Here is a 24212-nt window from a genome sequence, read left to right on the forward strand (position 1 = left end):
CCATGCATAGGCCATCACAACTGATTCTTGCCCTGCTCCTGGCCGGCACGGTCAGCGCAGCGGGTGCTGCCGACCGCGCCAGTGCCGAGTTGATCGACCGCAGCGGCAAGGCGACCGGAAGCATCACCCTGACCGAAGCGCCCACCGGAATCCTGATCCAGGTGTCTGTGAAGGGTCTTGCGCCAGGCGCAAAGGGCATTCACATCCACAGCGTCGGCACGTGTGAAGACCCGGACAAGGGCTTTGTCGCTTCGAAGGGGCACCTCAACCCGACCGGCAAGAAACACGGTCTGATGAACCCCGAGGGGCCGGACGCAGGTGACCTGCCGGTCATTTTCGTGCACGCGGACGGCTCGGTCGAGGCCGAGATGTTCACCTCGCTTGCCAGCCTGCGTGGCGCAGGCGACAGGCCGGCCCTGCTCGACGCCGACGGCGCAGCGATTGTCATCCACGAGAACAGGGACGACCACGTGACCCAGCCGATCGGGGGGGCAGGTGCGCGCATCGCCTGCGGCGTGGTCAAGGCCGAGTAGCCCGATGAAGCGCCGGCATGTGCTGCTGCCGGCCGCTTGCGTGACAGCTTCCTGCCTGCTGGTGACAGGCAGCGGCATGTCGGTGGCGAAAATGGAGGGGCGAGCGCCGGATTTTCAGGCGCAGGGCGTTGGCCCCTTCCTGCTGGAGCGTCCGCTGCGCGACGCAGCCGCCGACGCGCTCCGCTTCGACCCTGCCGCAGCCCATGTCGGACCGGGCTGCGATGCCCGCGACCAGGTCACTGTGCAGCTGACCGTCGCTCATCGCGCGTTGAGCGTGATGTCCATGGCCGGCACCGATGGTCGCATCGAGGAGATTATCGCCTTGCCGCTTGGGCCTCTGCCCAAGGCAGGGAGTGCAGCCGCCTGCGAGGCACTGGGAAGCGATTTTGCAGCGTCGCTGCGCGAACGTCTCGGCCCCTTCGAGCCTGCCGTCCATATGCAGAAACCCGTTTCAGACGAGTATTCCTACCGTTTCGCAGGCGGCGCCCGCGCAGTCGCCCGCTGGTTTGGCGGTGGGCGAACCTGCGATATCGCACTTCACTTCGAAACCTTTCACTCCTGAGCCTCGGCCCGGGGCCAAGCCCGTGTATGCGTTCGGGTCGGGGGTCGGATCGCAGGACACATCCCGCCCTGCAGTGGCAGCCTCAGTGCTTGAAGCGCGAAACCATGGCGCTCAGATCCTTGGCAACACGCTCCAGCGTATGAGCCGACTCTGAGGTGTTCTGCATCGACACGCTGGTCTCCTCGACCATCTGGGCGATGGACTCGACCTGCTGCGCGATCGCATCGCTCGCGGCGCTCTGCTCGTGCGTTGCCGTGGCGACATCGCGCAAGCGGTTGAGCATGTTGTCCGCCCCGTGCCGGATGTCACGGAGCGACTGCGCTGCGTCCTGCGCAAGCCCCACGCCGTGCTCGACCTGCGGCAGCACCTGCTCCATCGTCCCCACGGCCCGACTGGTATCGGCCTGAATCGCGCCGATCATGCCGCCGATCTCCTCGGTTGCACTCGACGTACGCTCGGCCAGCTTGCGCACTTCGTCGGCCACCACAGCAAACCCGCGTCCCTGCTCGCCTGCCCGTGCAGCCTCGATCGCCGCGTTCAGGGCAAGCAGGTTGGTCTGCGCGGCGATCTCCTTGATCACGTTCGCAATCGAGGAAATCTGGTTGGTCTGGCTCTCAAGCGAGCGCAACTGATCTGCCGCGGCCGAAACCGACGCCCTGATGTGATGCATCTCGCTGGTGGCGTTCGCCACCTTTTGTTCGCCACTTTCAGCCATCTCGGACGCGGCGTTCGAGTCGCGTTCGTTGTCCTTGGCGTTGTCGGAGATGTGGTTGATCGAAACCGTCATCTGCTCGATTGCCGCAGCCATCGACGAGGTCGAGTCGGCCTGCCTGTGTGCCGCAATCGCGACCTGGTCGGAGGCATGCGTGATGCCTTCGGCCGTGCTCGCAAGCCGGCTCGCTTCGCCCGAGATCTGGCCGATCATTTCGCGAAACGCGCGCAACATCCCCGACAGTGCCGCCAACATGCTGCCCTCGGGCGCAGCCCCGACCTCGACAGTCAGATCCCCCCCTGCCGCACGTGACATCAAGCGCACGGCCTCTGCCGGTTCGCCGCCAATCTGCCGCAGAATCGAACGCGCAACCAGGAACCCGAAACCGACGATGAAAGCCATGATCAGCGCCGCGATGCCGAGATCGCGCATCATGCGGTTGTTGAACTCAGCCTCCACGCTGTCGACGTAGACGCCGGTACCGATGATCCAGTCCCAGGGCTGAAAGACCATCACGTACTGCAGCTTGTCGACCGCCTCCTTCTGCCCCGGGCGGGGAAACGAGGTATCAACGAAGCCGCCGCCACTCGACCTGGCAACCGCCAGAATGTCCTTGATCGTGTAGCGCCCCTGCCCGTCGCGGATCTCCTCGCTCATGTTCTTGCCGCGCCACTCCGGACGGAACGGGTGCATGACCGACGCCCCGCCGGTCGACCAAACGTAGAGGTACTCGGTCTTGCCGTCCTCACCGCCGTAGCGCATCGTGCTCAGCACCTGCAGCGCCAGGCGCTTGGCCTCATCCTCCGGGAGCTCCCCCTCTGCGACCTGATCGTGGAACCCGGCAACGAGCTGGACCGCCGCCTGGATCGTCGCGCTGATCTGCAGCTTGTGCCCTTCCATGAGCTCACGCTTGACCTGAAACGCAGCGATTGCGTTGGTGAGCGTGATGCCGAGAAAGGCTGCGAGGATGAGCAAGCCAATCCGGGTTCTGAGAGTGAGGTTGTTGATCATGGTCGTATCTCGGTCCTGGGGCCAGGGTTAACGGCGCATGTCGGGAAAAGTTTAGCGCTTTCGACCTAGGCCCTGACGGCATCCAGAATCTGCCGCCGCTCATCCTGCGAATCATGCAGCAAGGACTGGAGCTCGGCCGGATCGATGCCGAACCCGTCCGTGGTCGCAGGCCCCCGCTGCGGATGGCGGCCGAGCAGGCCGTCGAACGGATCGGGAAATTCGGACACCATCGACGCAATCTGCACGATGTGGTGCAGGTCAGCCGGCGGCCATGCTCCGGTGTAACCGTCTTCTGCATCCAGGCCGTCGAGAATGGACTCGGGCACGTCGAACACATCGAGCACGGCCCGCCCGACATCGACGTGCAGTCGATCCACGAGCTCGGCGAAGCGGTCGATATTGCGCTCCATCGCAGGGTAATCGGACGCCCGTGCAATCAGGAAGAACTGTCCGATCTGGGTCAGCATGCCCGCCATCAGCGCGGTATCCGGGTTGCTTGCCTGGGTCCTGCGAGCCAGGGCGAAGCACCAGGAGGCAACATCCAGCGAGCGCATCCACAAGCCCTGCGCAAGCGTCCGCATGTTGGGCGAGCGGTGATCCCCGGCGAGCTGCTCGGATGCGACCGCAAACGCCAGGCTGCGCAGCGACGACAGGCCAATTCGCCGCACCGCCACGCCCACCGAATCGACCAGCGCACCGTAGGGGTTGAGTGCCACCGTGTTGGCCATGCGGATGGTCTTCGCAGCCAGCACCGGCTCTGCCTGAACGACGGCAACAATCTCGTCGAGACTGGAATCGGGGTCATCGGCAAGGCGCTTGATGCGCAGCGTCACCTCCATCGACACCGGAAAGACCAGGCGCCCGTCATTCAACTCGGCATTGATCGTGTCGGTAAACGTGCGTGCCTGTTGTTCGAACTCGTTCATTTCTCGCTCTCCTCGCTGCAAGCCTTCGCATGACGTCCATCGCGCCGACGCAGTGCGCCCTGACTTGCGGTTTTTGGGCGAATGTACCAAAGAATGCGGCAGGCCGTCGGCATCGCGTTGCAGAACACAGCCTCACCCGAAAAGCATTGAGGCGCTGTTGAGACGCTGATTCGGCGATAGCACGCCATCATCACAGGAAAATCCGGTTCGTGTGTCAGTGTGGTTACGTTTAACGAAAGTGCAATCTTGATGGCGGAGGATCAGGGCCTTCGTGCAACAGCGCACGCAACATCATCACCTGATTCTTTAGTCGTACTACGTGACCAAAACCACTTCGCCCGAGCCACATCAGTTCCTCGCCACGCCCGCGCAGCCGGCCACCTCGGGAGCCGGGTGCGCAGACGTCCGTCCTGCGCCCACCTGGCGCCGCCTGTTCAACGAGTGGTCGCTGACGAGCCTCGGGCTCGTCGTCTTCTGCGCCATGCAGATCCTTGGCGTGTGGGAACTTCATGTCGCCGAACAGGGCGAAGCGCACTCTGGACTGGCACGCGCCCTGACCCTGCTGCTGCTTGCCGGCACGGCCGTTATGCTGGCCATGGTGGATCGCTGGCGCAGACGCCATTTCGAGCAGTGCGCAGTCCTGCTGCAAACCACCCGGATGAACGCCCAGTTGCGTGAAGAAAAGGGGGCGGTCTACCAGCTCGCATCCTTCGACCACCTCACCGGCCTGCCCAACCGCATGCTGTTTACCGAACTGGCGAACAGCCACCTGTCGAGAACACGGAGAAGCCACGCGCCATTCGTGATGATGTTCCTCGACCTCGACCGCTTCAAGCTCATCAACGACACGCTCGGGCACCGCATAGGAGACCTTCTGCTGCATGGCGTGGGGCAGCGCCTGAGCGGTACGGTACGCGAGGCGGACATCGTTGCCCGTCTTGGCGGCGACGAGTTCGTGGTGCTGCTGACCGAACTGGAGTCCATCGACGACGCAGCGAGGGTGGCAAACAAACTGATCGATGAGATCGGTTCGCCGATGCAGATCGAGGGGAACGAACTCGAGATGCGGCCAAGCATCGGCATCGCGGTGCACCCACGCGACGGGCTCGACCTTGACGCGCTGATGCGCAATGCCGACTCGGCGATGTATGAAGCCAAGCGTGCCGGGCGCGGGTGCTTCCGCTTCTACGACCCGTCGCTGAACTCACGCTCCATCCTGCAAGCCGACCTGAGCAGCCGTTTCAGACGCGCGATCATGGGGGACGAGTTCGTTCTCCATTATCAGCCACGCATTTCGCTCAATGGTTATCGCATTACCAGCCTCGAAGCCCTGATCCGCTGGCAGCACCCGGAGCGCGGGATGATATTTCCCGGTGAATTCATCGACTACGCCGAGCAGGAGGGCCTCGTGGTCGAACTCGGCAACTGGGTGTTGCGCGAGACCTGCCGCCAGATCGCGGCGTGGCTGGCTGAAGGCATCTCGGTGGTACCCGTGGCGATCAACGTGTCACCCAAACAGTTGCGTGACCAGACCTTTGTCAATTACATCCGCGAGGTCGTGAGCGACTACGGTATTCCTGCGAACCTGCTCGAAATCGAAATCACCGAACGCTGCGTGGTCGAGGACTTTGAACGCCCTCGCCAGGCGCTTGAGGCATTGTCCGGGCTCGGACTGAAGATCGCACTCGATGACTACGGCACCGGCTTTTCCAGCCTGAGCTTCCTCAAGCGCCTGCCGATCAACGTCATCAAGATCGATCGCAGCTTCATCAGCGACATCCGCAACCAGAGCAATGACGCCGCCATTGTCGCGTCAACCATCGCGCTCGGCCACAATCTGGGCCTGACCGTGATCGCCGAAGGCGTCGAGACCCGCGAACAGCTCATCTATCTGCGCGCCGCCGGATGTGACGAGGTACAGGGCTACTATTTCCAGAAGCCGGTAGCCGCCGCAGAGATAGTGGAAGCATTGAAGGCCGGCGAAGTGGTGCGCTGAGGGGCGTGCTGCCAACTAGTTGGACTTGGGTGGTGTCGCGGTTCCTGGCAGGCTCAGCTTGCCCTCGTCGCGAAACCGCATGCCGCGAAACAGACCGCCGCCCAGCTTGCCGCTCAGCACGTACGGCACGCTGTCAGCCGGTTCGTCCTCAACCATGCCCATAGCCTGACGCACGAAGGAAATCGCCGACACCGTCACCGGCACCACGATCACCGTTTCCCCATAGCGCGGCACACTGCCCTGCGCGTCGCTCACGCCGGTCGCAAACGGCTTGCCGTTAAGCTCCAGCTCGAGCGCCACGCCATCGAAATCGATCGCATCGTCATTGGGGTTCTGCACCCGCAGCTTGAGGCCGAAACGGATCTCCATTCCCACCCCGGGCAGCGGCTCCATCCCCACCACGTTGATCCGCACCGGATCACGATCCACCACGCTGGCGCAACCACCGATCGACAGCGCGAGCAGCAGGACGAACGCAAGATGCAGCCAGGACAAGGACGCACGGGAAGAATGAATCGACATGACCGGCACCTCGAAAGTCGGGAGTGATACAGCGCATTGTACGCACCCCGCACGCGCTGGCGTCCGCACCACGCTCGGGCCAGGTGCGGATCGAGGTCAGCGCGGGCCTGAAAAGGCTACCCCAGGTGGGTGTGCCGCTTGCCGGTTGGCGTCGTCTCCATCGCCGCCAGCCCGCGCAGGATGCCGCAGGCGTCCAGCCCCTGTTCGGTCTGGCATTGTTGCCTGAGCGTGCTCAGTTGCTGCTTCAGTTGCTGCAACTCCTCAATGCGGGCTTCCACATGACCGATGTGCTCGTCGAGCAAGGTATTGACTGCGCCACAGCCATCCAGCGGACCGTCCATCAGCGTGAGCAGGGCCCGAATCTCGTCGTGCGTCATGTCGAGCGCACGACAGTTGCGGATGAAGCGCAGGCGCTCGAGGTGAGCCGAACCATAGCTGCGGTAGTTGCTTGCGCTGCGCTCGGCCTCCGGCAGCAGGCCTTCCTTCTCGTAATAGCGGATGGTTTCGGTTGTGCAGTTCGCCGCACTCGCCAGTTCGCCAATCTTCATGCGACCTCCTCAAAACGCTTGACCCTGAAGTGGCTTTAAGGTGTCGAATGCAAGCATACGACGAATGAAGAGGCTCAGCCATGTCGAGCTGCTGCGACCACAATCCGGAAAAAACCGCTGAGCGCGCACACGCGCATGAGCACGAACATGCTCACGGAAATGCCCACAGCCATTGCACGGAAGGTGCCGATTGCTGCGCACCGGCCCTCGTCCAGCTCGGCGCGCTGTCTGCGCCTGCAGCCACTGCTGAAGGCATCCGCACCTCGATCCGCATAATGCAGATGGACTGCCCCACGGAAGAGGCACTGATCCGCAAGAAGCTGGGCGCCATGGCGAGCGTCAGCACCATGGAGTTCAACCTGATGCAGCGGGTACTCACCGTGGTGCACGCGCCGAACGCACTTGACCCGGTCATGGAGGCCATCCGCTCGCTCGGTTTCGAACCGGAGCTGCCCGCAACGGGCGAGCAGCCCGCGCCGGTCGCCGACACGCCACGCGCCCCCTGGTGGCCTCTGGCACTCGCAGGCGCTGCGGCACTCGCGTCTGAGATCGCCGACTGGATGAGTCTGCCCGGCCCTGTGCCGGCCGTGCTTGCGATTGCCGCCATCGCCGTTTGCGGCTTGGGCACGTACAAAAAGGGCTGGGTCGCAATTCGCAACGGCAACCTCAACATCAACGCCCTGATGAGCATTGCAGTCACCGGCGCCCTCCTTCTGGGCGAATGGCCGGAAGCGGCAATGGTGATGGTGCTGTTCACGATTGCCGAGCTGATCGAGGCCCGCTCGCTCGACCGGGCACGTAACGCCATCAAGGGCCTGATGCAACTCACGCCGGACACCGTGACCATGCAGCAGGCCGACGGCAGCTGGCAGCAGGTGGCAGCATCTGCCGCAACCGTGGGCTGCGTGGTCCGCGTCCGGCCGGGCGAGCGCATCGGGCTCGACGGCGACATCATCACCGGGCGCTCGACGGTCAATCAGGCGCCGATCACCGGCGAGAGCCTGCCGGTGGACAAGTCCGTCGGCGACAGCGTCTTCGCTGGCACCGTCAACGAATCCGGCGCCTTCGAATACCGGGTCAGCGCAGCCGCGAACAACACCACCCTCGCCCGAATCGTTCACGCGGTCGAAGAAGCTCAGGGCGCCAGAGCGCCGACGCAGCGCTTCGTCGACCGGTTTGCCCGCGTCTATACGCCAATCGTGTTTGCGATTGCCATCGGCGTCGCAATCCTGCCCCCGCTGCTGATGGGCGGAGGCTGGTACGACTGGGTCTACAAGGCGCTGGTGATGCTTGTCATTGCCTGCCCCTGCGCACTGGTGATCTCGACCCCGGTCACCATCGTCAGCGGACTCGCCGCTGCAGCGCGTCACGGAATCCTGATCAAGGGCGGCGTATATCTTGAGGAAGGGCGCAAACTGAAGTGGCTTGCACTCGACAAGACGGGCACCCTCACCCACGGCAAGCCAGTGCAGACCGACTTCGAATGCCTTGGCACGATCGATAGCGAAAGCTGCCGGCGCCTGGCTGCGAGTCTGGCAGCACGCTCGGACCACCCGGTCTCGCAAGCGCTCGCAAAGACCGCCAAAGACGACAATATCGCACTCATGGACGTCGACGCGTTCGAGGCCCTTCCCGGTCGAGGCGTTCGCGGCATGATCGACGGCGCGCGCTACGTGCTGGGCAATCATCGTCTGGTGCACGACCTCGGACGCTGCTCGCCTGCACTGGAAGCGCGGCTCGAAGCACTTGAGCAAGCCGGAAAGTCGGTGGTCGTACTGTTCGACGATCTTCAGGTCCTCGCCCTGCTCGCTGTCGCAGACACGGTGAAGGACAGCAGCCGCGCCGCCATCGACGCACTCCACCGTCTCGGCGTGAAAACCGTGATGCTCACCGGCGACAACCCGCACACCGCCAGCACAATCGCACAACAGGTCGGCATCGACGAAGCCCGCGGAAACCAGCTCCCCGAGGACAAACTCAAGGCCGTGGAAGAACTCTCCGCCAGGGGCACCGTGGGCATGGTTGGTGACGGCATCAACGACGCACCCGCACTGGCGCGCGCCGACATCGGCTTTGCGATGGGCGCGATGGGCACCGACACCGCGATCGAAACCGCCGACGTTGCCCTGATGGACGACAACCTGAGCAAGATCGCGACCTTCGTCCGGCTGTCGCAGTCCACCCACACCTTGCTGGTGCAGAACATCGCGCTGGCGCTGGGCATCAAGGCCGTGTTTCTGGCACTCACCGTCGTCGGCATGAGCACGATGTGGATGGCCGTCTTCGCCGACATGGGCGCCAGCCTGCTGGTCGTCGGCAACGGTTTGCGGCTGCTGCGCAAGTAGCAAGCACGATCAACACTGCCCCTCCGCGCCCTCCGCGGCTCCGCAGCTCCGCGTGGAGAATATTTCTGCCGGGAGATGCTTCAGACCACCGGAAGAGCATGACTCACGCGGAGGCGCGGAGAGCGCGGAGGGGAGGCGGTGCGTGTTTCGCTGACAGCGCATGGGGACGACGCATCGTACGGGTGTCGTTCGCCTGGCAGGGAACCGGTTCGACAGGGCCAAACCACCATTCTTACAGCGAGCGCGACGCGCCTCGCACCCGCCCAAGGGCCCAGGACGCAAAAAAGCCAGCTCCACGGAACTGGCTTAAGCGCTTGAATCTATTGGTGCCCCCGGCAGGAGTCGAACCCGCGACCTTCGGTTTACAAAACCGCTGCTCTACCAACTGAGCTACAAGGGCAACACATCAGGTCGCGGATTATAGCCGAACTCGCGCGCAGCGCCAGTGGCACGCATGCCTCAGACGACAGAAAGCACTTCCATTTTCCGACTAACTGTATAAACTTACAGTTATCGAGACAGCGCACAGCCCTGTCTCATTTCCCCACAAGGAGAGAGACGATGGAACCGAAAATCAATCGACTGTTGATGAGCTTTGGTCTGCTGGCTGGACTGATGCTGGGAACCGGAAACACCGGCGGTGCAATCGCGATGGCGCTGGCAGGTGCCACAGGCGCATGGCTGTTGCGCACGCGTCCCGGTCAAGAACGCAGCCTGTGGTAAAGCTGAGGAAGCCCGCCGAAGAAAGGCGGGTTCAGCGACTCAATGGAATTGGCGTGCTGCCATCGACGGCAACAGCGGTCACGCTGTTCTTGGGGCTGCCATCGACCAGCTTGTCCGAGTAGGTGAGATACACCAGCACGTTGCGGCGGGCATCGACCATTCGTACAACCTGCAGGCGCTTGAAGAGCACAGATAGTCGCTCGGAGAACACCTCTTCCTGCTGCGGGATCGGCTCACGGAAGCGAATCGTACCAACCTGCCTGCAGGCGATCGAGGCCTCGGACAGATCTTCTGCGAGCCCGACTGCGCCGGAAAGACCACCGGTCTTGGCGCGGGAGACGTAGCAGGTCACGCCTTCCACACGCGGGTCATCGTAGGCTTCGACAACCACCTTGTGGTTGGGGCCGATCAGCTTCCACACCGTAGACACTTCCCCGACCCGCTCCGCATTGGCCGGCGCGCTCGCGACGAGCACGGCGACCATGGCTGCAGCGGGAAGAAGACGGCCAGGTGACATCATTTTCCGAATTTCGTCATCAGCTGCTGAAGCTTCTCGCCGCGACGACGCTCGGCTTCTTCACGCTTGCGCTCGGCCTCCTCGGCTTCGCGCTTCGCACGTTGCTGCTTGGCAGCTGCAGCAAAACGCTCCTTGAGCGTCGCCGAAGCGTGAGCGCGCTGCTCCTCGGTCACCTCTCCGGCAACGTTGCCTTCGAAGTCGAAGCGCTCTGTCGCCTTTTCCATTGCCTTCAGATACCGCGTGGACGCCGTGTGCATGCGCAGCGCACTGCGCAGGGTCTTTTTCTCGAACTCGGGGAAGCGTTCGAGAATATTGGTATCGATGCGAATGGCCAGCGGCTTGCAATCGCGGAACGTCGGCGACTGCTCCTGCAGCTTCTGCAACAGGGCACGGGGTTCGAGGGCGGGTTTCGCGGAGGGCGTTTCGGTTGTCATGACGCAGCGGGCTGTTCGGCTTGAAGACTGCATTCTACCCGAGCTACGCCGCAGGGTGCCCGATTGCCGACAATACCGTGTTCGCTTCAAGCGCCCGACGCAGTGTGATGCACAGCACAGAACTTTTGATCGCTCCGCCCCCTCTCTTGAGTACCGGGCGGTCTTCTCGGCTAACGACAATCATCGTTTGCTTATATAATGCCGAAAGGCTGAAACGCGCCGCGTTTGAAACGTCCGCACTTGAACAGGACAGACCATGACGACCAAAAACTGGAAGCGCCTGCCCGGATCGCGCACCGAGCCTGCAGGTCAGGAGCGCAAGGTCTTGCGCAAACTGCCAATGATTGCACTTGCCGGCACTGCCGCATGTGTGAGCGTTTCACTCCTCGCGCGTCTGGCCTGGTGGGGCGACAAGACCGACGACACGCTCCGTGCGTTACAGATGATCGACATCTGGGTGATCGCTGCTGTCGTGCTGCACTGGACCGTCGTGCTGACCGTCGCCATCTTCTGTTTCATTGTTTTCGTCATGAAGGGCCCAGGCTACATTGCCGACGGCTACACCCTGCCGGACAAGAATGCGCCCCTCTGAACACATGTCTGACCAGACTCCCCGCGCCTGCCAGCCCTCGCGTCAGGCAGGCACGCAACCCTGCGACATCCCCCAAATACCGGAATAAATCACCATGAAAACCGCGCACGATCTCGTCACCGCAGCCAAGGCCAGAGTTCAGGAAACCCCGCTTGAGAAGGCCGATCAGGCGATTCGGGACGCGGATGTTCTGATCGACGTCCGTGAGACGGAGGAATACGCATCCGGCCACATCCCGGGCGCGGTTCACATCTCTCGCGGCATGCTCGAATTCAAGCTCAGCAACATGCCCGAGCTCGCGTCCCGTGACCTCAAGATAGTCGTTTACTGCAAGACCAGCGGCCGCGCCGCGCTCGCTGCGTGTGCGCTTGCGGACATGGGCTATCTTGACGTGAAATCGATCGCCGGCGGATTCGATGCCTGGGCGGCGGCGGGAAAGCCTGTCGCAAAGCCGGAACTGCCGAGCTTCGAGTAAGACGGACGGGTTGCCACGCCAGATGCGCAGCCGGGCATCTGGCGCATTCGGACCAAGGCCGTAGCGCCGGACCTTGCATTCACCGCGCCGGCCTTGTGGCCTCAACGATCGCGGCAATGATGTCGACATCGTGATCGCGCCGGCTTGCTCGGGCGCCGGCCACTGCCTTTTTGTCGGTCTTTTTCTCCGTCTTTTTTTCCGCCTTTTTCCCTGCACTCCGCTTCTGTTCGGCGCCCTGCCGCGCCCGTTTCGCCGCCGATCCGTTTTCTGTCGCTGCAGCGGCCTGCAATCCGCTGACCGCGGACGCCCCCGGCAGCCGCGTGTCGTCGACTGCTCGCGTCACTGGCAAGGCGCGGATCGTGGCCACACCGCCGTCAATGGCAGCGCCTTGCGGATCGTAGGCCGCCGCCGGGGCGCACGCGGCCGTCGCACCCGCGATTTGCGCAGCGCCCGCGGGCACCGAAGTTCCGCAACCATCACCCGCCACAGCGCTCAGCGCGCGATCCGCAGCGGCTGCGCCCCCATCGGGTAGTAGCGCCCCCTCATCCCCGCTCGCCATGCAGATCATCCCCAGCCGGAAGGCGAGCGCCAGAAGCACGAGCGCCAACAAGCCCCGTGCGGCGCCGGGCAACCCACGCCAGCGCGCCTCGCAAGCGGACACCCGGGGAGGCGGCGACAGGCCGTCGAGAATGCTGAAAGGGGCGGCACTCGATGTCCTCGTGCCGCTCGCGACCAGTGTCGGGCCGGATTCGCCACCCCCAATCCATTTCTTTGTCATTTTTTTGCGCCCGATTATGCCATTTGCACATTCTAATGTCTTAAAATCCGGTTCCACCCGTCGCAGCAGAAGATTTTTCCCTAACCCTCGCGCTAGTCGTTTTGGCGCAACCAGCCGCAAAACACGCAATGACCCTGGTCCTGTCCGCCTATTTCCTGAGCATTGCTGCTGCAATCAGCCTGATTGGATTCGCCTCGCTGCGGCGCGCGCTGTTCGGCTGGCTGCCGCCACTGATGCGAGGAATGAGCGGACCATGGCAGACCGGGTGCGCGAAGGCACGGGACGCATGGCGATTCGCCATCGAAGGATTCCTCGCAGCGGGCGGGCTGATCCGACGCCGCATGACGTTCACGCTCGCAGCACTTGTGCTGATGAGTGCCCCCGCCCTCCTCATCCCGCACTTCATTGCGCCGTTTCCGCTCCCTGAACAGGTCGGAAGCCCGACATCCGGAAGCCGAATTGCGGCGCTTCTCGAAGGTGAGCAACTCTCTCCACCCCCGCCATTGCCGCCCGACATCTTCGCGACCCGTGAGGTCGAGCACCTGCGGCCGGCCACACCGGACGCGAACCGCGACTGGATGCGCCTCGACACCGAGTTTCGCCAGCGCCTGCTCGCCGCATTCACGCTCATGCGCGACCGGCATGGCTACGAAACGGTGCTGATCGAAGGCTACCGGAGCCCCGCCCGACAGAATCAGCTGGCAGCCCTCGGCGACAGTGTCACCCGGGCATCGGCACACCAGAGCTACCACCAGTACGGACTGGCTGCCGACTGCGCATTTCTGCGCGAAGGCCGCCTCGTGATATCCGAGCGTGACCCGTGGGCAATGCAGGCCTACAAACGCTTGGGGCGCATCGCTGAGGAACTCGGACTCACCTGGGGCGGGCGCTGGACCCTGCAGGACTTCGGCCATGTCGAATTACGCCATCCGTCCGCGCACGACCGCAGGCCGCGCACCGCCGGCAACACCCTTCACCTCCCCACGGACGACCAAAGCTGAATTCATGTCCCGATTGCACGCCCCCCTCACAGACGCACGATTTCTCGCCCTGCTCGGGTTTGTCGCCCTGGCCGCTTTCATCGTCTTCGCCACCGACATGTTTGGAATTCCTGCATCCTGGGCGATCACAGCGGGCATCGTGCTCGTCTCAGCCTGGATGCTGGCCACGTTCCTGCACAGGCGAAAGGCACGCCAGCACGCTGACGCCTTGCACGAGATGCTCGATCAGCCGGTCGAGAAGCAGGCCGGTTCGACTGCAGGGGCCCGGCTCGAACAGGAAACCCTGCGCCAGCGCATGCAGGAGGCCGTGACCACCATCAAGCGCTCGAAACTGGGTCGCGTGTCGGGTCGCTCGGCCCTGTATGAGCTTCCGTGGTACGTCACGATCGGGAATCCTGCTGCCGGCAAGAGCTCGGCCATCATCAATTCCGGGCTTCAGTTTCCGTTCGAGGATGGTACCGGCAGCGTGGTCAAGGGCATCGGCGGCACCCGCAACTGCGACTGGTTCTTCACCACAGAAGGCATCCTGCTCGACACCGCAGGGCGCTACTCGGTCTACGAGGACGACAGGCAGGAATGGCTGTACTTCCTTTCGCAGCTCAGGAAGCATCGCCCGCTTGCCCCGATCAACGGCATCATCATCACCGCAAGCATTGCCGAACTCAGCTCGAACCCGCCCGAGTTCGCCATTTCCCTTGCCCGCAGCCTGAGGCAGCGGGTACAGGAGCTTACCGAGCGTCTGCAGGTCTTTGCGCCGGCCTACGTCATGTTCTCCAAGGCGGACCTGATCGCGGGCTTCAACGATTTCTTTCAGGATCTGGACTGGAACGAACGCGACAGGGTGTGGGGCGCCACCCTGCCCTGCACCAGGACGGGGCGCGACAGCGCCATCGACCTCTTCGACCGCCACTTCGACATCCTTCACGAAGGGCTTCGCGAACTCGGCGTGGCCCAGATGGCGCGCGCCCAGGGTGAGCGCATGCCACCGGGCATGCTCGCCTTCCCGCTGGAATTTGCCGCGGTGAAACCTGCGCTGAGAGTGTTCATCGCGACACTGTTCGAGGACAACCCCTATCAGTTCGAGCCGGTTTTCCGCGGCTTCTATTTCACCTCCGCCCTGCAAAACGGCGAGGCGCAGAGCCTTTCCGATCGCAGGATCGAAGCACGCTTTTCACTCAAGGGCGAAGGCCCGCTGCCCGAGCGCGTCGGATCGCGCAACGGCTTCTTTCTCCGCGACCTGTTCTCTCAGGTGATCTTCGCCGACAGACAGCTCGTACGCCAGTATTCGGGAACGCGGCAAGCCCGGATGCGTCAGGTCGCGATCATCGGGGCCATCGCAGCGCTCGGCGTGATGTTCGGCGGCTGGAGCTGGTCGTACTCGAACAACCGCAGTCTGGTCGCTGGCGTCACCGCCGACCTCGAAAGCGCCGCTGCCATGCAGGCGGACAATACCGGACTGCAATCCCGCCTGGCCGCACTCGAGCTCATTCAGGACCGCATCGCCCAGCTTGAGGACTTCGACCACAACCGCCCGCTTTCACTTGGGCTGGGTCTCTATCAGGGCGAGGCACTGAAGGCCAAACTTTTCGACGAATATCACGCCGGCATTCGCAGCGTCCTGCTGACGCCGGTGCGCGAGCAGCTCGAAGCCTTCCTCACCGAGGTCAGCACCTTCGAGGGCGAGCCGGGTCAGGTCGCGCACGATCCCGCAGCAAGTCCCGCGCCCCGCGGCGGAGGACCATATGTGAGTGCGAGTCCGTCCAGCGTCGAAGACGCCTACAAGGCACTGAAGACCTATCTCATGCTCGCAGACCGGGCGCACCTCGACGCAGGTCATCTATCAGACCATCTGACCCGGATCTGGCGCGAATGGCTGGAGGCAAACCGCGGGACAATGGGGCGTGAAGAGATGATCCGCAGGGCGGGGAAGATTCTTTCGTTTCATCTCGCCCACACCGGCAAACCCGAATGGCCGCTGATCGAAAACAATCTGGCGCTCGCTGATCAGGTGCGCGAACGCCTGCGCAAGGTCGTCCGCGGGCTGCCAGCGACCGAACGCATCTATGCGGACATCAGGACGCGCGCGTCGACTCGCTTCCCGGCGGTCAGCATCGCCGGCCTGACCGGGGCGGGCAACGACAGTCTGCTCACCGGCAGCCACGTCGTGTCGGGTGCATTCACGCATGATGCGTGGAAGGCATACGTCAGACAGGCTATTGACGATGCAGCGACAGGCGAGTTGCAAAGCACGGACTGGGTATTGCAGAGCGCCCGCCATGACGACCTTACCCTCCAGGGCAGCCCCGCACAGATCCGCAACACCCTCACCACGATGTACAAGCAGGAGTATGCGGCGGCGTGGGGGCAACTGCTGCAAGGCGTCAGCATCAGCCGTTTCGACGGTTTTCCCATGGCCGTTGCGGCAATGGACCGCCTTGGCGATCCCCAGCGCTCGCCAATCGGAAAGCTGATGCGCACAGTCCACGCTCAGACCGCATGGGACAACCCATCGGCTGCCGCAGCGGGTCAGGCCCAGGGTCAGACGCAGGCAGCCCGCGGGGTCGGCGACTGGTTCAGACGCACGATTCTGCGCACACCCGTCGCCAGCGACGCGACCGATGCTTCGGCCCCGCATGAGGGCATGCCGCCATCGCGAGGTGAGCTCGGAGAGGCGTTTGCCGGCGTCGACAGGCTGCTGGCTCCGCGCGATGACGGCGGAAGCCTGCTTGAGCGCTATCTGCTGCAACTGTCACAGCTTCGCTCGAGGCTGAACCAGATTGCCAATCAGGGCGGCCCCGGACCGGGTTCGATCAGACTCATTCGCGACACCCTTGATGACCGAGACTCGGAACTCGCCGCCACTCTGCGCTTCGTGGATGAGCAGATGCTCGCAGGCATGGAAGATGCCCAGCGCGCGGTGCTTCGGCCATTGCTGATCCGCCCGCTGCTGCAGACTTTCGCCGCCAGTGCCCGGCCTGCGGAAGACGAGCTCAACCGCATCTGGCTGGCACAGGTCCATGAGCCATTCACCCGCCGCCTCGCGCTCAAGTACCCGTTCTCCGCTGAAGCCGATATCGAGGCCACACCGGCGGAGATTGCGCAGATATTCGGCCCGGACGGGGCGATTGCGCACTACGTCGACGGCGCGATGGCTGCGCTCGTGGTGCGCAGGGGCAACACGATTGCACCACGCACATGGGGGGATCTCGGCATTCGCCTGCAGCCCGACCTGGTCGCAGGCTTTCCGCGCTGGGTCGGCGCGCTTGAAGGTGCTGCAGCCTCTTCCACCAACAACGCCCCGCAAACCACCTTCATGCTGATGCCGCACCCCGTGTCCGGCACGACCGGATACCTGATCGAGATCGACGGGCAGCGCCTGCAGTACCGCAACGGCGCTGCGCAGTGGGCGACCTTCATCTGGCCCAACCCCGACGCCAACCCGGGCGCACGCATCGTGCTCACGCGTTTCGACGGCAGCACGGTCGAAGTCGCAGCTTTTGCCGGCCGCTTCGGTCTCGAGAAGCTGATCAACTCCGCACAACGGATTCGCAAGCCCGACGGCTCATTCACGCTGTCATGGGGCGCAGACGAACTCCAGCTCAGCGTTGGTTTGCGCATCATCAGCAGTGCTCAGGCACAGGCCGGTAATGGCGCAACGCCGCGGGAAGGGCTGGGCGAACACTTGCCGCAACGTGTTGCCGGCCTTGATCCTGCGGCGGCGCCTGAGCCTCCCTCCACAGACCGCGCCGCCGTTGCACGGGTGGTCCTGAAATGAGCGTCGAACCGGTCTGCGGCGTCAGCTATTTCGGCAAACTGCCCGCGCGCGGAGATTTTCTCAGAGGTGGCAACCAGATGCAGTTGATCGGGCTGCTCGACCGCTGGACCTCCGCCTGCATGGAGGCTTTTGCGGAGAACCCGCGCTGGAAGCTGCTGTTCGACAACGCCCCGGCGCTGGACTTTGCCTTTGTCGGGGCTCACAGCCGACTGTCCGTCATCGGGCACCTCAAGCCGAGCCGCGACGCAGCCGGACGGCGCTTCCCGTTCATTGCTGCGGCAGCAGTCGAACGCAACGACCCGCTCCCCTTTCGCTGCGGCCCGGTCGGCTTCACCGCGCTATGGGGCATCCTGCGCCGCGTCGTCGGTCAGGCCTGCAGCGCGGCCACGCCCACCGATGCGCTTGGAGAGCTCGCCTCCCTCGATTGCGGCGCCAGCATCGAACATGCACTCAAGCGCCGACCGCTCGACACCTATGTGCGTAGCACCACCCTCGGCCAGCTCGCCACAAGCCTCGGCGCCCACGCATCGCCACAATCCGTGCGGCGCCAGATTCTTGCCATCGGCCTGCTGATGCGCCCCCTGCTCGGTCGCAACACCCTCAAGGTCGAAAAAGGGCTTTGCCTCCCATTGCCCGCCAATGTTTGCGAGCGCAACCGCGTCGCCGCCCTGTGGCTGTTCCTCGTCACCTTGGTGCTGAGCGACACGCCGTGCGAGCTGCAACTGCTGCTGGGCCGAATCAATGGCCAGGAGCGGATGCTGATCGGCTTTACCGGTGCGTCGCCACGACCACTGCTGAGCCTGCTCTCGCCCCTGAGTCTCGAGGAACACATGATTGTCCTCGACGACCCCGAATGGATAGAACGGCATCCCGACCTTGCTGCGGATCGCGGGGTCGCCCGGCTCTCCAGCTATCTTGCGCAACCCGCGATCACGCTTGAATCCGCGCTGATCACGTTCAAGGAGGTCTTTACCGGATCATGAACACGATCACCAGACGGCTCGCCCGCATCGGCTTCGCGCTCGCGCTCTCCTCCCCGCTCTCCTGCCTCGCACAGTCAGCACTGCCCGCACCGGGGGCACCGGTGATACTCAGCGGCACCGTCCCCGACGAATCCTCGCGTGCCGCCATTGTGGCAAGTGCGCGCACCCTCTACGGCACGGAGCGAGTCGTCGATCGCTTGCAGGTGGGCGGGGTCACGCCCCCACCCAACTGGAGCACTCACGTCCAGCGCTTGCTGGGCCCGGATCTCAAACATGTTCACCAGGGAGAACTGCAGGTCGTCGGCACACGCGTCACACTGCGTGGCAAGGTCGCCAACGAAGCCCTGCGACAACAGGTCGTCAGCACCACGGCAGCCTCGCTTACCCGGGCCTACGTCGTGAATAACGCACTGGAGGTGGGCACCAATGCTCAGGCCGTGCTCGATCAGACCCTTGCCGACCGTGTCGTCGAGTTCGAGAGCGGATCGGCCGTACTGACGGCCCAAGGCCGTCTGCTGCTCGACGAGATGGCGGCCAGCATCGTGAGCCTCGATACGCCGCACGTTCAGGTGGTTGGGCATACCGACAGTGCAGGCAATCGCCTTGCCAACATCGGCCTGAGTCTGGAGCGCGCCAACGCCGTGCGTGATTACCTCGTAATGAAGGGGGTTGCAGCGGATTGCATAGCCGCGCTGGGCGCAGGCCCGGACCGGCCAGTTGCGGACAATGCAAGCCCGGAGGGGCGGGCGCGAAACCGGCGCATCGAGTTCAGGATCGCCCGCTGATCAGCCTCTGCCGTCAGTCGTCGCGCCCCCCTCCCTCACCCCGAGCAGTTCCTCGACCCGACACAGTGTCCCGTCGTCACTGACAACCGCCCGCAACCATTCCAGCAGGGACATCTCGCCCCAGTGCGCGGCCTTGTCCGCGAGATAGGCCACCGGACTATGGGGCTCGGTATGACGGAAGAAGGACGCCACCTCGCGCAGTTGAGCGAGCGCCTGCGTCCGGTTGCAGATGGACGATCCGCCGGCTACAGACGTGGCAGGCGTCAGTGGCGTCATCGGCGCAACCCCTTCCGCAGCCCCATTCGCAGCCCCGTTGCCGCCAGCTTCCGCCGGCCCGGTTTCAGCCGCTTCCCCGTCACCCGCTTCCAGTGCAAACCGGCGCAGGGTGGCGATCAGCGTCTGCAGCGCCTCCCGTGCGGGCTCGAAGCTCGGCCCCTCCGCGCCCAGGTGGCCGTCGATCACGCGCTGCAGTGCATCGAGCGCGTCCAGCGCACGCACTGCATGTTCGCGACTGCTGCGATAGAACGCTGCGGGCGTTTCGCTTCGTGCGGCATCGAATGCAGCAGGGCTCAGCGGCGCATCGCGCAGGATCGCCTCGGCCTGAGCGGGATTGCGCTCGATCTCACGGCTCACTGCACGGACACGTTCAAGGTCGATCCCCGTGCAGGCCTCAGGCCCGGACGCCGTGAGCGGCAGTTCTGCGACCATCCGTACCGATTGAGCGAGCAACCAGGCCAGACTCCCCACACGCAAGGCCTGATCCCCATCATCCGGCAGCGGATGGATGTCGGACCAGTACAGTTCGCACAAATGTGCAAGAAGGCTGTAGCCATCGGCGAGTCCGGCGACGCCCCGGGTTTTCGCAAGCCCCTCCACCAGCCACACCGCAACCCTGAGATCCTTGGTGCGCGCAGCGAGCAATTGCGTGCACGAGGACACGACCGCAGGCCAGTCCGCCTCCTTGCGCGCCGTCACCCACTCGCCCTGGTTCAAGGACGGGTCATCGAAACGACGCGCCTCCTGAACACTGTCAAACTCGGGTGAGAACATCATGTCCTGGCCGCAGCGCGATTGCCCCGCCAGCGGACGAAGAAGAATTTCGAGCTCCATTTTCCGGCCTTCAGATAATGACATCAGGATTATATCCACGTCAGCCCGACTGCGCCGGTTGCGCCCGCAGTGCCGCAGACAGGCAACACTGGCGGCCGGGGCAATCGCGGATCGCAGCCTGCATCACACACGCCGGCATCCGATTTCGGGGACGGATGCCGGGACTTGGTCGGTGATGCGGTAAACTGCCGGGTTTGTCGCACTCGACGTCCGACCGGACCACAACGGAAGAAAACAGACCTTGAAAACCCGGCAAGACACCGCGCCCACTGCAGACGATTTCCCCGGCCACACGCCAATGATGCAGCAATATCTGCGCATCAAGACGCAGCACCCGGACACGCTGCTCTTCTACCGCATGGGCGACTTCTACGAGCTCTTTTTCGACGATGCCGAGAAGGCCGCGCGCCTGCTCGACATCACGCTGACCACCCGCGGCCAGTCCGCCGGCAAGCCGATCAAGATGGCCGGCGTGCCCTTCCATGCGGTCGAGCAATACCTGACGCGCCTGGTCAAGCTGGGTGAATCCGTGGTGATCGCCGAGCAGGTTGGCGAGCCCGGCGCCACCAAGGGCCCGATGGAGCGCGCCGTCAGCCGCATCGTCACGCCCGGCACGCTCACCGACGCGGCGCTGCTCGACGATCGCCGCGACGCGCTGCTGCTGTCGGCCAACATGCATCGTGGCGTGCTCGGTCTGGCCTGGCTCAACCTCGCCAATGGCGATCTGCGCCTGATGGAGTGTCCGGCCGAATCGCTGCAGGCCCAGTTCGAGCGTCTGCGTCCGGCCGAAGTGCTGATTCCCGACGGCCTCGCCCTGCCCTTGATCGAGAGCCTTTCCCCCGCGTTGCGCCGCCTCGCCGACTGGCAGTTCGATGCCGAAACCGGCGTGCGCCTGCTCACCGGACACTTTGCCACCCGCGACCTCGCCGGCTTCGGTGTTGATGAACTGCCGGTGGCGCTCGGCGCAGCCGCGGCACTCTACGACTACGCCAAGACCACCCAGCGCCAGAGCCTGACCCACATCACCGGCCTCACCGTGGAGCGCGAGTCGGAATACCTCCGTCTCGACGCCGCGACCCGGCGCAATCTGGAGCTCACCGAAACCCTGCGCGGCGAAAGCTCACCCACCCTGCTGTCGCTGCTCGACACCTGCGTCACCAGCATGGGCTCGCGCTGGATGCGCCACGCGCTGCATCATCCGCTGCGCGACCGCAGGCTGCCCGCGGCCCGCCACCATGCAGTTGCCGAACTCGTCGGCGAGGGCGACGGCCAGATCGCATCCGCTGTGCGCAGCGCCTTGCGTGGCGTGGCCGACGTGGATCGCATCACCGCCCGCATCGCCCTGCGCAGCGCGCGCCCGCGCGATCTGTCGGCCCTGCGCGAGAGCCTGGTGCGCTTGCCCCAGCTTGCTGAAGCGCTGGCCTCGACCCGCAGCGAACTGCTGGCGGGCATCGCTGGCGGGCTGGCGATCTCGCCCGACGCACTCGACCTCCTTGCCCGCGCAATCACCGACGAACCGGCAGCCATGGTGCGCGACGGCGGCGTGATCGCGACCGGCTTCGATGCCGAACTCGACGAACTACGCGACATCCAGACCAACTGCGGCGAGTTCCTGATGGCGCTGGAGGTGCGCGAACGCGAACGCAGTGGCATTGCCAGCCTCAAGGTGGAATTCAACCGTGTGCATGGCTTCTACATCGAAGTCAGCCGACTGCACGCAGACAAGGTGCCGGAGGACTATCGCCGGCGCCAGACCCTGAAGAACGCCGAGCGCTACATCACCCCCGAACTCAAGGCCTTCGAGGACAAGGCCTTGTCGGCGCAGGAGCGTGCACTTGCGCGCGAGAAGCTGCTCTACGAACAGATCCTCGACGCGCTGGCCCTGCACATCCCGCCGCTGCAGGCCATCGCCCGCGCACTGGCCACGCTCGACGGGCTCGCCGCCTTTGCCGATGCCGCGCTGCGCTACGGCTATGTCGCCCCGGTGTTCTCCGAACAACCCGGCATTGCGATTGCAGGCGGACGCCACCCGGTGGTCGAGCGCCAGGTCGAGGACTTCATCCAGAACGACGCCCGGCTCGCACCTACCCGGCGCATGCTGATGATCACCGGCCCCAACATGGGTGGTAAGTCCACCTTCATGCGTCAGGTCGCGCTGATCTGCCTGCTCGCGCACGTCGGCAGCTTCGTCCCGGCCCAAAGCGCCACCCTCGGGCCGCTCGATGCGATCTTCACCCGCATCGGCGCCTCGGACGACCTCGCCTCGGGCCGCTCCACCTTCATGGTCGAGATGACCGAAGCCTCGGCCATCCTGCACGGCGCCACCGAACACAGCCTGGTGCTGATGGACGAGATCGGCCGCGGCACCTCCACCTTCGACGGTCTCGCGCTGGCCTTCTCCATCGCCCGTCACCTGCTGGAGAAGAACCGCAGCCTCACGCTGTTCGCCACCCACTACTTCGAGCTCACGCGACTCAACACCGAATACCCCGAGTGCGCCAACGTGCACCTGGACGCAGTCGAGCACGGCCATCGCATCGTCTTCCTCCATGCGCTGGAAGAAGGCCCGGCAAGTCAGAGTTACGGGATCGAGGTCGCCGCGCTGGCCGGCATTCCCGCCACGGTCATCCGCGACGCCAAGCGCCGCCTGCGCGCACTGGAGAATCGCGAGATCGGCAACGGCCCCCAGGCCGACCTCTTTGCCACCCTGCCCGAACCCGAGACGACCCCGCTGTCGCACCCGGTGCTCACCGCGCTGGCCGACGTCGACCCGGACAGCCTCAGCCCGCGCGAGGCGCTCGAACAACTGTATGCACTGAAACGGATGAGTACATGAGTACGCCGATCGACATTTCCGAAGAAGCCGGCGTCCGCTATCTTCACTTCGGCTCGGAGTGGGTGCAGGGCGCCATGCGTATCCGCAAGCCGAATGCACTGGAGCTTGCCTATACCCGCGAGATGATGGCCGGCCTGCTCCTGCGCGACGGCCTGAACGAAGACGCGGGCGAGTGGCCGCGACGGGTGCTGCTCATCGGATTGGGTGCAGCCTCGCTGACCCGTTTCATCCATCATCATCTGCCGCAGAGCCGGATTCAGGTGGTCGAGATCGCCCCGTCAGTGGTGGCCGCAGCCCGTCAGTTCTTCCGCCTGCCGCAGGAAGATGCGCGCTTCTCGATCCACATTGGCGACGGCGCCCAGTACGTGATGGAAAAGGACGCCCGCTACGACTACATCCTTGTAGACGGTTTCGACCGCAACGCGCGCGCCGGCGTGCTCGGCACCCTGCCTTTCTACCAGGCGGTACGCACACGGCTGTCGGACCAGGGCCTGATGTCGGTAAACCTTTTCGGGCGCTCGCGCGGCTACAAGGCCAGTCTCGAGCGCATCCTCACGGCTTTCGACGATCGCGCCATTGCGTTCCCGTCCTGCGACAGCGGGAACGTGGTCGCCTTTGGCGCCGCAGGCGACAGCCTTAACCGCCCGATCGCGGAGTTGCGAGAACGCGCGATCATGCTGAAAGCTGCGACAGGACTCGACCTGCTGCCCACCGTCACCCGCCTCGAGCAGGCCGGCAGCCTGCCGGGCGGCACACTCGTTCTTTAAGAACGCAGCCGCTCGCGGTATTGTCCACCCCGTATATCATTGCGACTTCAACTGGAACCGACATGAGTACATTCATTCTTGCACTGCTTGTCGTTGGCATCGTGATTGCTGCGATGGCCATCGGCGTCATTTTTGGGCGCAAGCCAATTGCCGGCAGTTGCGGCGGGCTTGGCGCGGTCGGCCTCGGATGCGAAGGCGGCTGCGAGAAACCCTGCCCCAAACGGCTGGCCCGCATGAAGGCACAGGCCGAACAACAACAAACCTGATCACCATTTAGGAGG

General features: G+C 64.2%; 22 protein-coding genes and 1 tRNA gene. 14 read left to right on the forward strand and 9 right to left on the reverse strand.

Annotated elements, in window-relative coordinates; genetic code table 11:
• Positions 1-2: 2 nt before the first annotated feature.
• Both AC22G6_RS13245 and AC22G6_RS13250 read left to right on the forward strand, forming a co-directional pair.
• Positions 3-533 carry a superoxide dismutase family protein gene (locus AC22G6_RS13245; protein WP_487367157.1) on the forward strand — a complete coding sequence of 177 codons (531 nt, stop codon included), beginning with the start codon at positions 3-5 and terminating at the stop codon, positions 531-533.
• Between the two features lie 4 nt (positions 534-537).
• Positions 538-1095: a hypothetical protein gene (locus AC22G6_RS13250; protein ID WP_487367158.1), complete on the forward strand. Its 558-nt coding sequence runs from the start codon at positions 538-540 to the stop codon at positions 1093-1095.
• Between the two features lie 82 nt (positions 1096-1177).
• Here the strand turns inward: AC22G6_RS13250 and AC22G6_RS13255 are convergent, their stop codons facing one another.
• Both AC22G6_RS13255 and AC22G6_RS13260 read right to left on the reverse strand, forming a co-directional pair.
• Positions 1178-2818, reverse strand: a complete 1641-nt coding sequence (locus AC22G6_RS13255; RefSeq protein ID WP_487367159.1) for a methyl-accepting chemotaxis protein — start codon at positions 2816-2818, stop codon at positions 1178-1180.
• A 65-nt stretch (positions 2819-2883) separates the two neighbouring features.
• Entirely contained in the window at positions 2884-3744 is an 861-nt protein-coding gene (locus AC22G6_RS13260; RefSeq protein WP_487367160.1) for an HDOD domain-containing protein, read from the reverse strand.
• Between the two features lie 319 nt (positions 3745-4063).
• On the opposite strand from AC22G6_RS13260, the gene AC22G6_RS13265 reads away from it, so the two are divergent.
• Entirely contained in the window at positions 4064-5740 is a 1677-nt protein-coding gene (locus AC22G6_RS13265) for a putative bifunctional diguanylate cyclase/phosphodiesterase (protein ID WP_487367161.1), read from the forward strand.
• 15 nt (positions 5741-5755) lie between these two features.
• Here the strand turns inward: AC22G6_RS13265 and AC22G6_RS13270 are convergent, their stop codons facing one another.
• Positions 5756-6262, reverse strand: a complete 507-nt coding sequence (locus tag AC22G6_RS13270) for an LEA/WHy family protein (protein ID WP_487367162.1) — start codon at positions 6260-6262, stop codon at positions 5756-5758.
• Between the two features lie 116 nt (positions 6263-6378).
• Positions 6379-6810, reverse strand: a complete 432-nt coding sequence (cadR, locus tag AC22G6_RS13275) for a Cd(II)/Pb(II)-responsive transcriptional regulator (RefSeq protein WP_487367163.1) — start codon at positions 6808-6810, stop codon at positions 6379-6381.
• 281 nt (positions 6811-7091) lie between these two features.
• Between cadR and AC22G6_RS13280 the strand changes: the two genes are divergently transcribed.
• The gene (locus tag AC22G6_RS13280; protein ID WP_487367164.1) at positions 7092-9155 is read left to right on the forward strand and encodes a heavy metal translocating P-type ATPase; all 2064 of its coding nucleotides are present in this window, start codon (positions 7092-7094) and stop codon (positions 9153-9155) included.
• A 324-nt stretch (positions 9156-9479) separates the two neighbouring features.
• Here AC22G6_RS13280 and AC22G6_RS13285 read toward each other — a convergent pair.
• Positions 9480-9555, reverse strand: a tRNA-Thr gene (locus AC22G6_RS13285).
• Positions 9556-9716: 161 nt separating this feature from the next.
• Here AC22G6_RS13285 and AC22G6_RS13290 point away from each other — a divergent pair.
• Positions 9717-9878, forward strand: a complete 162-nt coding sequence (locus tag AC22G6_RS13290; RefSeq protein ID WP_159099354.1) for a hypothetical protein — start codon at positions 9717-9719, stop codon at positions 9876-9878.
• Between the two features lie 31 nt (positions 9879-9909).
• Here the strand turns inward: AC22G6_RS13290 and AC22G6_RS13295 are convergent, their stop codons facing one another.
• Entirely contained in the window at positions 9910-10395 is a 486-nt protein-coding gene (locus tag AC22G6_RS13295; protein WP_487367224.1) for a CreA family protein, read from the reverse strand.
• Positions 10395-10829, reverse strand: coding sequence for a ProQ/FINO family protein (locus AC22G6_RS13300; RefSeq protein ID WP_487367165.1), 435 nt, complete (start codon positions 10827-10829; stop codon positions 10395-10397). Before AC22G6_RS13300 ends, AC22G6_RS13295 begins: the two co-directional genes overlap by 1 nt.
• A 256-nt stretch (positions 10830-11085) precedes the next feature.
• Here AC22G6_RS13300 and AC22G6_RS13305 point away from each other — a divergent pair, with 256 nt between their 5' ends.
• Positions 11086-11421 carry a hypothetical protein gene (locus tag AC22G6_RS13305; RefSeq protein ID WP_108947784.1) on the forward strand — a complete coding sequence of 112 codons (336 nt, stop codon included), beginning with the start codon at positions 11086-11088 and terminating at the stop codon, positions 11419-11421.
• 94 nt (positions 11422-11515) lie between these two features.
• Positions 11516-11896, forward strand: a complete 381-nt coding sequence (locus AC22G6_RS13310) for a rhodanese-like domain-containing protein (RefSeq protein WP_487367166.1) — start codon at positions 11516-11518, stop codon at positions 11894-11896.
• Positions 11897-11975: 79 nt separating this feature from the next.
• Here the strand turns inward: AC22G6_RS13310 and AC22G6_RS13315 are convergent, their stop codons facing one another.
• Positions 11976-12674, reverse strand: a complete 699-nt coding sequence (locus AC22G6_RS13315; protein WP_487367167.1) for a hypothetical protein — start codon at positions 12672-12674, stop codon at positions 11976-11978.
• 128 nt (positions 12675-12802) lie between these two features.
• Here AC22G6_RS13315 and AC22G6_RS13320 point away from each other — a divergent pair, with 128 nt between their 5' ends.
• The 4 genes from AC22G6_RS13320 to AC22G6_RS13335 are packed head-to-tail and all read left to right on the forward strand — an operon-like array spanning position 12803 to position 19218.
• Positions 12803-13675 (forward strand): M15 family metallopeptidase, encoded by an 873-nt coding sequence (locus AC22G6_RS13320; protein WP_487367168.1) that lies wholly within the window; start codon positions 12803-12805, stop codon positions 13673-13675.
• A gap of 4 nt (positions 13676-13679) precedes the next feature.
• Positions 13680-17450, forward strand: a complete 3771-nt coding sequence (gene tssM, locus AC22G6_RS13325) for a type VI secretion system membrane subunit TssM (protein ID WP_487367169.1) — start codon at positions 13680-13682, stop codon at positions 17448-17450.
• The gene (tagF, locus tag AC22G6_RS13330; protein WP_487367170.1) at positions 17447-18433 is read left to right on the forward strand and encodes a type VI secretion system-associated protein TagF; all 987 of its coding nucleotides are present in this window, start codon (positions 17447-17449) and stop codon (positions 18431-18433) included. The genes tssM and tagF overlap by 4 nt, the downstream gene beginning before the upstream one ends.
• The gene (locus AC22G6_RS13335) at positions 18430-19218 is read left to right on the forward strand and encodes an OmpA family protein (RefSeq protein WP_487367171.1); all 789 of its coding nucleotides are present in this window, start codon (positions 18430-18432) and stop codon (positions 19216-19218) included. The genes tagF and AC22G6_RS13335 overlap by 4 nt, the downstream gene beginning before the upstream one ends.
• On the opposite strand, the gene tssA is transcribed toward AC22G6_RS13335, so the two are convergent.
• Positions 19219-20328 carry a type VI secretion system protein TssA gene (tssA, locus tag AC22G6_RS13340; RefSeq protein WP_487367172.1) on the reverse strand — a complete coding sequence of 370 codons (1110 nt, stop codon included), beginning with the start codon at positions 20326-20328 and terminating at the stop codon, positions 19219-19221.
• A 301-nt stretch (positions 20329-20629) separates the two neighbouring features.
• Between tssA and mutS the strand changes: the two genes are divergently transcribed.
• From mutS to nqrM, 3 genes are all read left to right on the forward strand, one after another.
• Entirely contained in the window at positions 20630-23164 is a 2535-nt protein-coding gene (gene mutS, locus AC22G6_RS13345) for a DNA mismatch repair protein MutS (protein WP_487367225.1), read from the forward strand.
• A complete protein-coding gene (locus tag AC22G6_RS13350) occupies positions 23161-23931 on the forward strand; it encodes a fused MFS/spermidine synthase (protein WP_487367173.1) in 771 nt (256 codons plus the stop codon). Before mutS ends, AC22G6_RS13350 begins: the two co-directional genes overlap by 4 nt.
• Before the next feature lie 62 nt (positions 23932-23993).
• On the forward strand, positions 23994-24197 hold the full coding sequence (nqrM, locus tag AC22G6_RS13355) for a (Na+)-NQR maturation NqrM (RefSeq protein ID WP_487367174.1): 204 nt from the start codon (positions 23994-23996) through the stop codon (positions 24195-24197).
• Positions 24198-24212 lie beyond the last annotated feature (15 nt).

Source organism: Parazoarcus sp. PS-13 R2A (assembly GCF_057621855.1).

What these genes read in the sequence shown, in the direction of transcription:
- AC22G6_RS13255 (WP_487367159.1), bottom strand. Translation starts at nt 2,818, where the DNA reads ATGATCAACAACCTCACTCTCAGAACCCGGATTGGCTTGCTCATCCTC.
- AC22G6_RS13300 (WP_487367165.1), bottom strand. Translation starts at nt 10,829, where the DNA reads ATGACAACCGAAACGCCCTCCGCGAAACCCGCCCTCGAACCCCGTGCC.
- AC22G6_RS13310 (WP_487367166.1), top strand. Translation starts at nt 11,516, where the DNA reads ATGAAAACCGCGCACGATCTCGTCACCGCAGCCAAGGCCAGAGTTCAG.
- AC22G6_RS13260 (WP_487367160.1), bottom strand. Translation starts at nt 3,744, where the DNA reads ATGAACGAGTTCGAACAACAGGCACGCACGTTTACCGACACGATCAAT.
- AC22G6_RS13305 (WP_108947784.1), top strand. Translation starts at nt 11,086, where the DNA reads ATGACGACCAAAAACTGGAAGCGCCTGCCCGGATCGCGCACCGAGCCT.
- AC22G6_RS13280 (WP_487367164.1), top strand. Translation starts at nt 7,092, where the DNA reads ATGGACTGCCCCACGGAAGAGGCACTGATCCGCAAGAAGCTGGGCGCC.
- AC22G6_RS13295 (WP_487367224.1), bottom strand. Translation starts at nt 10,395, where the DNA reads ATGTCACCTGGCCGTCTTCTTCCCGCTGCAGCCATGGTCGCCGTGCTC.
- AC22G6_RS13245 (WP_487367157.1), top strand. Translation starts at nt 3, where the DNA reads ATGCATAGGCCATCACAACTGATTCTTGCCCTGCTCCTGGCCGGCACG.
- mutS (WP_487367225.1), top strand. Translation starts at nt 20,630, where the DNA reads ATGCAGCAATATCTGCGCATCAAGACGCAGCACCCGGACACGCTGCTC.
- AC22G6_RS13290 (WP_159099354.1), top strand. Translation starts at nt 9,717, where the DNA reads ATGGAACCGAAAATCAATCGACTGTTGATGAGCTTTGGTCTGCTGGCT.
- AC22G6_RS13335 (WP_487367171.1), top strand. Translation starts at nt 18,430, where the DNA reads ATGAACACGATCACCAGACGGCTCGCCCGCATCGGCTTCGCGCTCGCG.
- cadR (WP_487367163.1), bottom strand. Translation starts at nt 6,810, where the DNA reads ATGAAGATTGGCGAACTGGCGAGTGCGGCGAACTGCACAACCGAAACC.
- AC22G6_RS13270 (WP_487367162.1), bottom strand. Translation starts at nt 6,262, where the DNA reads ATGTCGATTCATTCTTCCCGTGCGTCCTTGTCCTGGCTGCATCTTGCG.
- tssA (WP_487367172.1), bottom strand. Translation starts at nt 20,328, where the DNA reads ATGGAGCTCGAAATTCTTCTTCGTCCGCTGGCGGGGCAATCGCGCTGC.
- tagF (WP_487367170.1), top strand. Translation starts at nt 17,447, where the DNA reads ATGAGCGTCGAACCGGTCTGCGGCGTCAGCTATTTCGGCAAACTGCCC.
- AC22G6_RS13320 (WP_487367168.1), top strand. Translation starts at nt 12,803, where the DNA reads ATGACCCTGGTCCTGTCCGCCTATTTCCTGAGCATTGCTGCTGCAATC.
- nqrM (WP_487367174.1), top strand. Translation starts at nt 23,994, where the DNA reads ATGAGTACATTCATTCTTGCACTGCTTGTCGTTGGCATCGTGATTGCT.
- AC22G6_RS13350 (WP_487367173.1), top strand. Translation starts at nt 23,161, where the DNA reads ATGAGTACGCCGATCGACATTTCCGAAGAAGCCGGCGTCCGCTATCTT.
- AC22G6_RS13250 (WP_487367158.1), top strand. Translation starts at nt 538, where the DNA reads ATGAAGCGCCGGCATGTGCTGCTGCCGGCCGCTTGCGTGACAGCTTCC.
- AC22G6_RS13315 (WP_487367167.1), bottom strand. Translation starts at nt 12,674, where the DNA reads ATGACAAAGAAATGGATTGGGGGTGGCGAATCCGGCCCGACACTGGTC.
- tssM (WP_487367169.1), top strand. Translation starts at nt 13,680, where the DNA reads ATGTCCCGATTGCACGCCCCCCTCACAGACGCACGATTTCTCGCCCTG.